The sequence below is a fragment of the Brevibacterium picturae genome, from assembly GCF_900105045.1.
Classification (GTDB): Bacteria; Actinomycetota; Actinomycetes; order Actinomycetales; family Brevibacteriaceae; genus Brevibacterium; species Brevibacterium picturae.
Window position 1 is genome coordinate 2193882 of the sequence record NZ_LT629739.1, and the last position, 12545, is coordinate 2206426.

10 protein-coding genes are annotated in these 12545 nt (G+C 64.3%); 5 read left to right on the plus strand and 5 right to left on the minus strand.

Annotated elements, in window-relative coordinates; all coding sequences use genetic code 11:
- Window positions 1–5 precede the first annotated feature (5 nt).
- Window positions 6–377, plus strand: a complete 372-nt coding sequence (locus BLT92_RS10280; RefSeq protein WP_092105387.1) for a hypothetical protein — start codon at window positions 6–8, stop codon at window positions 375–377.
- 3 nt (window positions 378–380) lie between these two features.
- Here BLT92_RS10280 and BLT92_RS10285 read toward each other — a convergent pair whose 3' ends face one another.
- On the minus strand, window positions 381–1307 hold the full coding sequence (locus BLT92_RS10285) for a LysR family transcriptional regulator (protein WP_092105390.1): 927 nt from the start codon (window positions 1305–1307) through the stop codon (window positions 381–383).
- 106 nt (window positions 1308–1413) lie between these two features.
- Between BLT92_RS10285 and BLT92_RS10290 the strand changes: the two genes are divergently transcribed.
- Together BLT92_RS10290 and BLT92_RS10295 are read left to right on the plus strand one after the other, a co-directional pair.
- Complete coding sequence (locus tag BLT92_RS10290) at window positions 1414–2739, plus strand: aromatic ring-hydroxylating oxygenase subunit alpha (protein ID WP_231939133.1); 1326 nt, start codon at window positions 1414–1416, stop codon at window positions 2737–2739.
- Window positions 2736–3932 (plus strand): FAD-binding oxidoreductase, encoded by a 1197-nt coding sequence (locus tag BLT92_RS10295; protein ID WP_092105392.1) that lies wholly within the window; start codon window positions 2736–2738, stop codon window positions 3930–3932. The genes BLT92_RS10290 and BLT92_RS10295 overlap by 4 nt, the downstream gene beginning before the upstream one ends.
- Window positions 3933–3961: 29 nt before the next feature.
- On the opposite strand, the gene BLT92_RS10300 is transcribed toward BLT92_RS10295, so the two are convergent.
- Entirely contained in the window at window positions 3962–4603 is a 642-nt protein-coding gene (locus BLT92_RS10300; RefSeq protein ID WP_157691417.1) for a TetR/AcrR family transcriptional regulator, read from the minus strand.
- Window positions 4604–4667: 64 nt separating this feature from the next.
- Here BLT92_RS10300 and BLT92_RS10305 point away from each other — a divergent pair, with 64 nt between their 5' ends.
- A complete protein-coding gene (locus BLT92_RS10305) occupies window positions 4668–5627 on the plus strand; it encodes a quinone oxidoreductase family protein (RefSeq protein WP_092105396.1) in 960 nt (319 codons plus the stop codon).
- 37 nt (window positions 5628–5664) lie between these two features.
- On the opposite strand, the gene BLT92_RS10310 is transcribed toward BLT92_RS10305, so the two are convergent.
- On the minus strand, window positions 5665–7737 hold the full coding sequence (locus BLT92_RS10310; protein ID WP_092105398.1) for an oxidoreductase: 2073 nt from the start codon (window positions 7735–7737) through the stop codon (window positions 5665–5667).
- Window positions 7738–8024: 287 nt separating this feature from the next.
- Between BLT92_RS10310 and BLT92_RS10315 the strand changes: the two genes are divergently transcribed.
- Window positions 8025–8654, plus strand: coding sequence for a GntR family transcriptional regulator (locus tag BLT92_RS10315; RefSeq protein ID WP_231939134.1), 630 nt, complete (start codon window positions 8025–8027; stop codon window positions 8652–8654).
- 15 nt (window positions 8655–8669) lie between these two features.
- Here BLT92_RS10315 and BLT92_RS10320 read toward each other — a convergent pair whose 3' ends face one another.
- Complete coding sequence (locus BLT92_RS10320) at window positions 8670–10190, minus strand: MFS transporter (RefSeq protein WP_092105400.1); 1521 nt, start codon at window positions 10188–10190, stop codon at window positions 8670–8672.
- A gap of 427 nt (window positions 10191–10617) precedes the next feature.
- The gene (locus BLT92_RS10325; protein ID WP_092105402.1) at window positions 10618–12351 is read right to left on the minus strand and encodes a hypothetical protein; all 1734 of its coding nucleotides are present in this window, start codon (window positions 12349–12351) and stop codon (window positions 10618–10620) included.
- Window positions 12352–12545 lie beyond the last annotated feature (194 nt).

Consider the following 12545-nt stretch of genomic DNA (forward strand, 5'->3'; position numbering starts at 1 on the left):
TGACGATGGCTCAGCAGAATTTCGGGTTGCCGCAACAACCGGTGCCGCAGCACCCGGTTTCTCCGTACGCTGCTCCGCAGTACCCCATGCCGCGGCTGCCCTCGGTGGTTCCGGGGATTCTGCTCATTGTGGCGGGAGCCCTCGGTGCGCTGCTGGCGATCGGAATCATCATGATTCCCGGCGTGCTGTTCCTGTTCGGTGGTGGCGGCAACGTCGATGCCTTCAATGACTTCGCCTCCGGTTTCGTCATCACCGCAGTCATCGTGGGCGTGGTGTCACTGGCGGCTCTCGTCACCGGAATCGTCCTCGCGGTCCGCACCGCGAAGAAGCGTCGTCGCATCAGGCAGGCGGCTATGGGCTGGCCGATGTACCGGTGAGGTTCACACCCCGCGCTGCGCCACGACGGCGGCGACCTCGGCCAGGACCTCGAGCGCGGCGGCGATGATCGGCTGACCGGCCGACCCGCTGCGCACCCCGGTGAGGATCTTCCGGGACGGGACCGGATCGCCCCTCAGTGGGACCCGCGCCACATCGTAGCCATCGGGCAGCCTGGCCAGGCGGGGGATGAGTGCCACACCCAATCCGGCGGAGACCAGTGCCGCGCCCGTCTCCCACTCCCGCGACTGGTGCGCGTTCTCGGGGAAGAATCCGGCGGCCGCGCACGCCGTCCGCACGAGCCGGTGGTAGGGCGATCCCGGACGGTCGAGGATCCAACTTTCCTCCGCTGCCTCACTCAGCGATACCGACGAGCGGGTCGCCAGCCGGTGATCGCTGCGGACCAGAAGGTCAAGGCGGTCGCTGACCAGCGCATTCTGCTCGAATCGGACATCGCTGCGGGGCGGCAGCGGATCGGTGGCCACGACAACGGCGATATCGGCCTGTTCGGTGACGAGGAGCTCGAAGCACTCCTCCGGCTCGGCCTCGATGATGGTGACCTGCGAATCGGGAAGCAGCTCGCCCACCTTCTCCGCAGTCGGCGGCAACAGCGTCGCCGCAGCGGTCGAGAAGCCGCACATCCGCAGCCGTCTCTGTCGCATGGAGCTGCCCGCATCCGCCTCGGCGAGTTCGCCCCGGATCTCCTCCCACCGGGTGAAGAGCTCCTGCGTCCGCTCGAGCAGAAGCTGGCCCACGCGTGTGAGGACGAGGCCCCTGCCGCGTTGTTCGAGGATGGTCAGACCGAGGTCCTTGGACAGGGAACGCAGCTGGTGGGACACGGCCGACGGGGTGTAGCCGAGGCGGTGCGCGGCCTCGGTGAGGGTGCCGACTTCGGCAAGGACTCGAAGCACCTGGAGACGCTGATCGATCATGCAATATTGTTGCATGATCGAGTGGAAAAAGATTCGCTTTTCTTCGCAGATATTCCGGCGGACACTGGCAGAAAGCAACAGCAATCGCAGCGAGGCGGTGACACCGATGACTTTGGCATCCGAAACCCAGAACCGAAAGACCACTGTCGATCCCCGAACCACGACCAGCACCTTCGACCCGGATCGTCTCATCGATGAGCGTCGACCCGGGTACTGTCTCGACGCTCCCTTCTATCTGTCCGAGGAGTTCTTCCGCCGGGACGTCGACGCGGTGTTCGCCTCGACCTGGATCTTCGCGGCGGCCGCCGCCGAGGTGCCCGAGCCCGGCGATTTCGTCACCATCGACATCGGCGACTACTCGGTCATCATCATCCGCGATGACGACGAGGAGATCCGCGCCCACCACAACGTCTGCCGCCACCGCGGCGCTCGCCTCCTGTCCGAGGCCAACGGGTCCGTGGGCAACATCGTCTGCAGCTACCATCAGTGGACCTATTCTCCCGAGGGCGACCTCATGTCCGCAGGCGTCCAAGCTTCCGGCTTCGACAGGACCTGCTTCTCACTGCGCTCGGTCAACGTCCGTGTCGTCTCGGGACTCGTCTTCATCTGCCTCGCGCAGAACCCCCCGGAGGACTTCGCCGAGGTGGCCGACCGCATCTCGCCCTACCTCGAACCGCATGCCCTGGACAGAACCAAGGTCGCCGCCCAGGTCGACCTCGTCGAGCACGCCAATTGGAAGCTCGTCATGGAGAACAACCGCGAGTGCTACCACTGCGAAGCCGGTCACCCCGAGCTGACCTGCACCTTCTTCCCGACCTACGGGTACAGGCCCGAGGAGATCCCCAAACGCCTCAAGCCCGCCTACCAGCGCTACCTCGACGCCGAGGAGCGACTGCGCGTCAACAGCGAACGCAACAACCTGCCGACCGAACTCATCGAGGAGCTCAGCGGTCGCCCCACCGGGTTCCGGATCGAACGGGCCGCGCTCGACGGCAAGGGTGAGTCGTACACGATGGACGGTGCGGCCGCCTCGGCGAGGCTCCTCGGCGAATTCGACACCGCAGAGCTGGGGCGGCTGTCGATGCACACCCAGCCCAACGCCTGGTTCCACTTCATGGGCGACCACGCGGTCACCTTCTCCCTCGTGCCGCTGGGCCCCGATAAGACACTGGTCCGCTCGACCTGGCTGGTGCACGAGGACGCCGTCGAGGGCGTCGACTACGACGTCGAGAACCTCACAACCGTGTGGAAGAAGACGAACGAGCAGGACGCGGCCCTGTGCGCGAAGGCCCATCGGGGCATCTCCTCACCGGCCTACCTGCCCGGACCCTACGCCCCGACGGAGGCCGACCTCGAGGAATTCTGCACCTGGTACATCGAACGGCTGCAGGCACACAGAGCACAGAACAGCACAGGAGGGCAGAGCCGATGACCATCGACCAGAACACAGTGCACTCCGGTTTCGACGCCACAGTCGACGGGGTTGACGCCACAGACCGCGGGATCGATGCCGAGCTGACCGGGATGGTCGAATGTGTGTCCATCACCGAGGTCACGCACGACGTCAAGAGCTTCGAACTCTTCGCACCCTGGCTGGCCAGGATCGACTTCGAGCCGGGCCAGTACGTGACCGTGCGCATCCCCGAACTCGACCTCGAGCGCTGCTACTCGATCGCCTCGGCGCCGTTCGGTACGAACACCTTCACTCTCACCGTCAAACGTGTCGACGGCGGTGCGGTGTCGACGCACCTGCATGATGTGCTGGCCGTCGGTGACCGTGTCCACGTCGACGGCCCCTACGGCCTGTTCAGCACCAGCTTCCACCCAGCCGCGAAGCACCTGTTCGTCTGCGGCGGCTCGGGCATCTCCCCGATCATGTCGATGGTGAGATCCCTGCTGGCCCGACCAGCAGGAACCCTGACCGACATCGTGCTCATCCACAACGCGGCCACCCCTGCCGACATCATCTTCCGCCCCGAGCTCGAGCAGCTCGACGAGGTTCCCGGTGTGCGCGTGGTGACGATGTGCTCCCGCGACTCCGCCGCCGAGGTGTGGGCCGGCCGGCGCGGTCGCATCACCCGTGAGACCCTCGCCGAGGTGGTCCCCGAGTTGGCAGATCGTGAGACCTTCGTCTGTGGTCCCGCCGACTACATGTCCGCAGTTCGGATCATGCTCGACGAGCTCGGTGTCCTCGGCAGCCGGGTCCACGAGGAGTCCTTCGTCTTCGCGAAGACCCCTGCCGAGCGACTCGCGAGGAAGGGCGCGGCGGCAGATGCATCCACAGCCGGCGGTGTTGAGGCATCGGCAGCGGGCATTGGCGCGTCGCACCCACCAGGGGCAGTCTGCGGCGGATCGCCGCTGCTCAGCTTCGGCATCGACTTCACGACCAGCGGCAAGCACGTCGACTGCGACCCTGAGACCACGGTCCTTGATGCGGCCGTCGAAGCGGGTATGGTCTTTCCTTCCTCATGTGAAGAGGGAATGTGTGGAACCTGTAAGTCCGTGCTGGTCAGCGGCGAGGTCGAGATGAATCATGCGGGCGGCATCCGACCCAAGGAGATCGCGGCCGGCAAGTTCTTGCCCTGTTGCTCGACCCCGCTGAGCGACCTCGTCGTCGAGCGGTGACGCACCTCTTCATGGAGCGGTGCCGGTACTCAGCTCGCCGCGATGCCGATGACGATCGCCTGCACCCGAGGGATGAGCTCATCGAGATCGTGGTGTTCGACCCGCAGCCACTGCTCCAACTGCGCGGCGGAGAGGACGGACATCACCGCCTCGGCGCGCAGCCGGGCCTCCTCTGCCCGGACGTCTGCCCGGTCCTCTTCGACGAGGATCTCGACGTGACGACGCCAGAAGGGGTAGCCCGCTCGGTCGAAGCGCCCGCGGGGGCTTGACTCCTCGGTGAGGAGGACGAGGTCGAGGTTGGCCGAGATGTGCCGTATATATGCTTCGGCGAAGGCCGACAGGCGCACGACTCCGGGCGCACCCGGGCCCAACGGAGGTGGCCCCTGCAACATCCGCGCATGCATATCGCGGACCCGATCATCGAGCAGCGCCGAGGCGATGCCCGCCTTGTCGGTGAAGTTCCGATACAGGGTGCCCTTGCCGACCTGAGCACGTCGCGCCAGCTCGTCCATGGTCAACCAGGCAACGCCGCCGGTGGCCAAGAGCTGCGCCGCGGCATCGAGGATTCGGCGTCGATTGCGCTGCGCATCGGCGCGCAGCGCAGGCTCGGGTGCCGCCAGCGGAAGAAGGGCTCTTCCATAAGCGGACTGCGGTCCGGTATGCTCGCTCATATACGGACTATAGTCCGGATCAGATTCCGAACGAAAGCACGACATCGATTTCGAGGAGGCAGCGATGACGTTCGTCAAGGTTGAGCAGCACGGCGGTCCAGAGGCATATGTCCAGGTGGCCAACGAGGAGCTGACACCTGGCGAGGGGCAGATACTCGTCGAGCTGAGCGTGTCGGGAGTGAACTTCCTCGACGTGGTGCAGCGTAGTAAGGCGCTGCCTACTCCATTCCGTGCAGGAGTCGAGGGAGTCGGCGGGGTCGTCTCCACGGGTGAGGGCGTCGAGGGTTTCGAAATTGGTGCTCGCGTCGGTTGGATGGCTGGCGGGCAGGGCAGCTTCTCCCAGTTCGCTCTCGTTCAGGCGGACAAGGCGGTTCCACTCCCCGATGACATCGACGATGAGACCGCAGTAGCCGCCCTCATGCAGGGCATCACCGCCCACTATCTGACCACGGACACACACGCGGTGACCTCGGACGATGTCGTCGTGGTCCACGCCGCGGCAGGTGGGCTCGGACAGCTGCTCACTCAGGTCGCCGTCCTCAAAGGTGCCACGGTAATCGGCACAACCTCGTCGGAGGAGAAGGCCGAGATTGCTCGGAAGAACAGCGCCGCCCATGTCTTCGGCTATGAGGATTTCGCCGAGAAGACGCTGGAGGTCACGGACGGCCTCGGCGCCACGGTCATCTACGACGGTGTCGGTGCCACGACCTTCGACAACGACCTCACGGCCGTGCGGACCCGCGGCACCATCGTCGTCGTCGGCAACGCCAGCGGCCCGGTCCCACCGGTCGACGTCAACACGCTCAACACCTCGGGTTCACTGTTCCTCACCCGTCCGACCGTCGCCGACCACGTCCGCACAGCGGCGGAGATCCGCAGCAGAACCGATGAGATCTTCACTTGGATCCGCAATGGTGACCTGACCATGAACGTCGGTGCGCGTTATCCCATCGCCGAGGTGGCCGACGCCTTCACAACACTAGAATCCCGTGCGACAACCGGAAAGATCGTCCTCGAGCACTGAGCCCTCGAATACTGATTCCTCAGCAGCGCAGATTCAATCAGAGCCCCATCCCCACACGCAGTCCCTCGAGGATGGCGGCATGGACGTTGCGGGAAGCGACGGCATCACCGATCCGGTAGAGCGCAAAGGGAGCACTCGCCTCGGCGGCGGTGTGATTGGCAGTGCTGCCATCATGAATGCGGTCGGGTTGGGTCTTTCCGTGGACCCAGGCGTCGAGATCGATCTCGCCGAAGTTGGACGAGTGCGACTTGAGCGCGAAATAGACCTCGTCGTTGGGTGTCGTACCGAAGTCCACCACGACCGCATCGGTCTCCAGCTCGGTTTCGAGACCCGAGTAGTCGTTGCGCAGTCGCGCCGTGACCAGCTTGCCGATGGTCTGCGGTTTTGCCGCGAGCCTTTCGCCGAGGTGGACCGTAACACCGAATTCGGAGAACACCTGCAGATACGCGGGCGAATTCATGGAACCGACATCGACGCCGATGGTGCGCTCGGGGCTGACGTAGGTGACCTCTTGTCCATTGCGGGCCAGATGCTCCACAGCGTCGAGGGCGGGATAGAAGCCGTGGTCATCGAAGACCAGGACTCGGGATTTGTTCCGCAGGCAGTCATTCATGACATCCCAGACGTCGAAGGAGGGACCCTCCTCGCGGAACGGGTAGCTGGCATCGGGCACGCCCCCGGTGGCGATGATGACGACGTCGGGTGCTAGGGCCAGGATGTCGTCCTCCTCGGCGAAGGTGTCCAGCTTGATGTCGACCCCATGCTTTCTACATTGCTGGACCCTCCAATCGATGATGCCGATGAGATCGCGGCGGCGCTGAGAGTGGGCGGCGATCCTCACCTGGCCTCCGGCCACCGAATCGGCCTCGAGCAGGGTCACGCGATGTCCGCGCACTGCGGCCACACGCGCGGCCTCGAGACCTGCCGGGCCGGCTCCGACGATGACGACGTGCTTGGGGCCGACGCCGACATCGCGGGTGACCTCCTGCGGCAGATCGGCCTCACGCCCGCTGGCGGGATTGTGGATGCAGGTCGCGGCACCGGAGGTGTAGATGCTGTCGAGGCACATGTTCGCGCCCACACAGGGGCGGATGTCGTCCTCGCGGTGCTCCTCGATCTTCTTCACGAGATAAGGGTCGGCCAGCTGTGCCCTGGTCATGCCCACGAGGTCGAGGCAGCCGTCCTCGATCGCGAAGCGGGCGGTGGGCGCATCGGCGATCCGGGCCGCGTGGAGCACGGGGATGTCGATGGACTCCCGGATACGACGGCAGGTCTCGAGCCATGGTGCCGAGGGTGTGCCCATGCCCGGGATCGCCTCGGCGAGCTCCTTGTCCGAGCTGATGGTGCCGACGTTGAGGTTGAGGAAGTCGATGCCGTGGGCGGCGTATTCCTTGAGTGCATCGATGGCGAGGTCCTCGGTGATGCCGTTCTCAAACTGCTCGAGCACCGACATGCGAACGCCGAGGGCGAGTCCGTCTGAGGCGCCGCGCATCGCGTCGATGATCCTCAAAGGGAAGCGCATGCGAGCCGCGAGGTCGCCGTTGTAGTCATCTTCGCGGTCGTTGAATCTGGAGGCGAAGAAGTAGTCGATGAGGTGGCCGGTGTGGAGGAACTCCAGACCGTCGAACCCAGCCGCCTTCACCCGTGCCGTTGCCGCCGCGAAGTCGTCGACCACGCGCTCGATGTCGAAGTCCTCCATGGCTTTGGTGAAGGAGCGGTGGGTGGGTTCGCGGTGCCGCCCTGATGAGACGAGGGGCAGCCAGTCGGCCGTGAAGTTCGAATTGCGCGGACCCAGGTGGGTCAGCTGGATCATGACGGCGGTGCCTTCGGCGTGGCAATCCTCGGCGATCGCGGACAGCCACGGGACCACCTCGTCGGTGGAGAGGTCGACATTGCCGAACGCGGCGGGGGAGTCCTTGGACACCGTGGCCGATCCGGCTGTCATCGTCAGCCCCACCCCACCGCGGGCCTTCTCCCGGTGATAGAGGCGATACCGGTCCTTGGGCATGCCGAGCTCGGTGTAGGCAGGCTCATGCGCGGTGGAGACGATGCGGTTCTTGAGCTGAACAGACCCCAACGTGAATGGCTGGAGCAGAGGATCGAGGGACATGGTTCCTCCTTCTTCGCAGGAACGACAGTGGTTGCTTCGCAGGAACCACACCGTGGTGTCGACAACCCCAATTCGACTCGATCGAAAAGGTAGTAGTCGATAACCGATTACTTCACTCAATCGTGAGTCGTTGCGGCTATGCTGTCAATAGTCATCCAAGGAGAATTTTGATCAGTAACGAGTCAGCCTCACCTGCTGTGAAGCGATCGACACCAGGGTCGGCAGCGCCGTCGACGCCGCGGCCGGGGCTTGCGCCGGGACCACCCCGACCCGATTCGGCCCCGACGTTGAGGGAGCATGCGCTCCTCGTCATTCGCCATGCGATCACGACCGGCGACCTCGACGAGGATACGATCTACTCGGCAGCGGGACTGGCCAAGCAGCTAGGCATCTCGCTGAGTCCGGTCAGAGAAGCAATGATGTCTCTGGTCACCGAAGGCACCGTCGAAGCCGTGCCCAACAGGGGCTTCCGGCTGGTGCCCGTGACCAGGGACGATCTCGAGGAGATCATCCGGATCAGGGCCCTTCTCGCCGATCCCGCGGTAGAGGCCCTGTGCGCGCGGGTCTCCGAGGATCCAGCATCCTGCGAGACTGCGCTCGGTGAACTTCGCCGGAATGCCGAGGATGCCCAGGCCGCAGCCGTGGACGGCGACACGGTCGGATTCATGACTGCCGACCGGCTGTTCCACGAACATCTTCTCGAATACGGGCTCGGGCGCAGGGCTGCGGAGATCAGCCTGCGCCTGCGCGACCAGTCACGAGTCTTTGCGGCACATTCGATCGCGACCATAGTCGACTCCGAGTCGGCGCAGCAGATCGTCGACCTCGTCGGCCTCATCGAGACGGGTCGCACCGACGAGGCGCGCGCCCTCGTCGTCGACAACCTCTTCTACTTCAAACGCGCCGAGAACCGCTAGCGGAGCCCGGCAGGATCACACCTTCACGATCGGGATCGGCATGGAATCCGTATCGAGGTCGGGGTTGTCATCCTGGGTGCGGGCCAGTTCGACAGCTTCCTCGTGCGTGGCAACGGTTGGGAATGAACCGAGCAGCGGCCTGTGCGCCGATTCCTTCATCAGGAGCACCGCCACGAAGGCGACGATCGAGAAGAACATGATGTAGAACGCCGGCATGTACGAGTTCCCGGTGAGGTCGATGAGCGCCTGACTGAACAGCGGGGTGGTGCCTCCGAACAGCGAGACGCCGAGGTTGAACGTCAGTCCCATGGCACCGTAGCGCGATGCTGTCGGGAACAGGGCCGGAAGCGTCGATGCGAGGCAGGCGATGTAGAAGCCGGCAGGCAACGCGACCATGAACAGGGCGATGGTGACCGCCCACATCTCACCGATCTGCATGATCGCGAAGGCCGGGACCATGAGGACGATCGTCGTTCCCGAAGCCACCAGGAAGACGAACTTGCGGCCCATCTTGTCGGAGAGTCGACCGATCAGCGGCAGGCACGCGGACATGATGACGAGCACCGGGATGGTGACAATGGCGGCCTGGACGTTCGTGACCCCGACGGTTTCCTCGAGATAGGTCGGCATGAAGCTCGTCAGTGCGTAGCCCACGGTCTGCGAACCCGCGACGATGGCGATGCCGATGAGGATCTCTTTCCAGAAGTGACGCACGACGCCGATGAGGCCGTGGCGAGCGTACTTGTCGTCCTTGACCTTCACATCGAGTCCCTCGGCGACCGAGGCTTCGAAGCTCGGTGTCTCGGGGATCTTCAGGCGGAACCAGATGGCGACGGCGCCGAGTGGAATGGCGATGAGGAACGGGATCCTCCAGCCGCCGTCGACCATCGCGGTGTCTCCGGCGACGGCCGTGGAGATGATGGTGGTGATGGCAACGGTGCCCGCACCGGCCGCGAAGCCGAGGTAGGAACCGACATCGAGCCAGGCGGCCCAGAATCCGCGCGACTTGTCCGGTGCGAACTCGGAGACGTAGGTGGTTGCACCTGCGTATTCGCCGCCGGTGGAGAAGCCCTGGATCATCTTGAGCAGGTAGAGGGGAATGATCACCCACAGGCCGATCTGGCCTGCGGTGGGCAGCACGCCGATGAGGGCGGTGGCGGTGGCCATCGTGGCCATCGTGAAGAAGAGGACCTTCTGTCGCCCGATCTTGTCACCGAGAGGCCCGAGCACCATGCCGCCGAGCGGACGGACGAGGAAGGAGACCGCGAAGCCGAGCAGCGTGACGAGGAGACCCATCTGCCTGTCCATGCCTTCGGTGAAGACAGAGGTCATCGTCACGGCGAGATAGCCGTAGACACCGAAGTCGAACCATTCCATGAAATTGCCCACCGTGGTGCCGCCGATGGCGGTGCGGATGGACTTCGGCTCGATGACGATGCAGTGATCGGCTTCCAAGCGCTTCTTCTTGAGTGCTTTGCGTTCTCGGCGGGCTGGTTTCTCCGCTTTAGGCGCGGTATTTTCGACGTCTTCTGACATCAGAGGTGCCTCGTTTCAGATGAAATTCGGTTATCTGCCAGCCGCAGAACTCGTAGATTCTGAGAGGTTGGTTTGTGACAATGCAGAACATCGTTACTCGATTAAACACCCATGTCAATAAAATCGGTGAGCTGAGTCACGAAAAATTGTCTCTGGGTCGAGAATTCTGCGGGTCAAGTGTGAACGGGCATCATATTTACGTCAGGCGGACCTGCGTTTATTGGGCGCAGAGCTGTGACGGAACAGCGGCGGGGCCCCTGCGTGGTGTCGGCGCGATTCCTGCAGGGGCCCGGGCGCAGTTTCGGTAGGGCCCCTGCCGGGGAATTCGGTTCAGATGCACTCACTCAGTCCTGGCGGAGGAGGCCAGGCTTGGGGCGGGCGCCGAGCAGGGGCTGTTCGCCGCATCTCAAGTCGAAGCTGTGGAGGTTCAGGTTGTGGGCTCGTCTGACGTCGGTTCTGAGTCGGTTCCGGTTTCCGAGGGACCCGGCTCGGGGGAGTCGGTTGCCGGAGGCGATTCGGGCTCGTCCGTTTCTGGCGGTGGATCGGTCGGAGTCGGCTCCGGGTCCGGCTCGGGCTCCGTTGTCGGTGTGGGGTCGGGCTCCGGCTCGGGATCCGTCGTAGGTGCAGGCTCGTCCGGCTCTGATGGTTCATCCGACGGTGATTCGGACTCGGACGGTGTGGGGTCGGATGGCGAGTCCGCATCTGGACGATCAGAATCCGAAGGGCCCGGATCATCGGGGTTCCTCGACGACGGGCTATCGCCGTTATCGTCAGAGGTGTCCTTGGACGGGGAATCCTCGCCTGTTCGACCAGCATCGTCCTGTGAGCTCGGGGAGGACTTTTCGTCCTCGTCTTGATCCGAGGCACCGGGAACCGACGCCTGCGAGTTCTCCGACCCTTGCTCTCGGCTTCCCTTGCGTGAGTCGGTGTCATCGGGCGATTGCTCGTCACGGCTGGAGTCCTCGTCCTCGGAGGACGTGTCCACCTTGGAGACATTCGATGTTCCGCCTCCGGATCTCAGACTCTCCTCCTGGTGCGGCACAATGGCGAGGCCGACGAGAGTCCCGAGGAGGCCGATGCACGCCGCAATCACAGGGATCAGCACGGGTTTCGGCATACTGAAGCCGGATCGTGAGGAAGCTGCGATCGATGTCTGAGCAGGGATGTGTGCCGGGTCGGCCGATGCGCTCACCGCGGCGAGCGAAGCGGTCCGGCTGGACTCGGCGTCTCCGGCGGGCTCGGTGTCTTCGGCGGGTTCAGCGCCTTCGGCGGACTCAGGCGATTCGTTGTTTGAGTCGGCGTCGGCGAAGACGGCTGCACCCGTGGCCTCCGCTGCGGTGTCGGCATCCGGCTGCGGTGACGTTTCAGGTGCCGATGACGCTTCGGGTGCCGATTCTGTTTCCGGTGCCGCGGCGCCAGCTACCGCGGCACCAACCGCCGGTGCTGCAGCTGCTGACGCCGTGCCGGCAACCGGAAATCCTGCCGGTTCGGGGGGCGTGTGAGCCACGACGTCCGCGAGCCGCTCGATGACGATCGGCGAGGTCAGGAAGGCAGGAACGAGAGCGGAACGGCGATCGGCAGCCGCATCGCTGCCCTCGGGGCGCACCTTATCCCACTCCTTCTGCAGATCCTGGTGGGCACGACTCGAGAGTCGTTCGACAACTGTTGTGCGGATATTCAGCCTGTCCGCCACGGCCTCAGTCGGGAGCTGCTCGACTTCTCGCAGCCACAGGATCCGCTGCCAATTGTCGGGCAGGGTCGACATCGCCTGCGCAAGCAGAGCATGATTCGGGTCGACCCCGTCTTGGGCACTGGCCTGACCCTGGTCGCTTGCAGGCGCACCCTGGAGGGACGAATCGGCTCGGGGCTGACGAACGGCGAGGCGCTCGTCGATCGCGTTGTTCACCTTGGACTGAAGGCCCTCGGCAGTGTCGGCGGTTCCGTTCAGCAGGGATCTGAGCACGCTGAGGAAGGCATCGTCGGCAACAGCCCGGGCGTCGGCGTCCGGCAGGGAGGATGAAGCTCTGGCGACCGCATCGTCGATGTAGCGGCGGTAGATCTCCGAGTAGGCGCCGGCGGTTCCGGCGTCGATGAGCGAGAGGAGCTCGTTCTCCGTGAAATCGGCGAGTTCTTCCCCTGGCTTATGTGCTTGCGCGTCCATCCGGTCCTGAACCAATCGGTTACGTCATGCAGTCTGCGACTGCTTCATTGCAAACTGCCTTGGGTCCGGCAGTGAGAATAAGGGAAGTGCACTCTGCGAGAAAGTTATCCTCAAGTCGAGACTGTAGCGGACAAGACGGCTTTCCGCAGTCAATACCACTATTTGAACACTCAACCAGTTCAGCCAGATGGGCG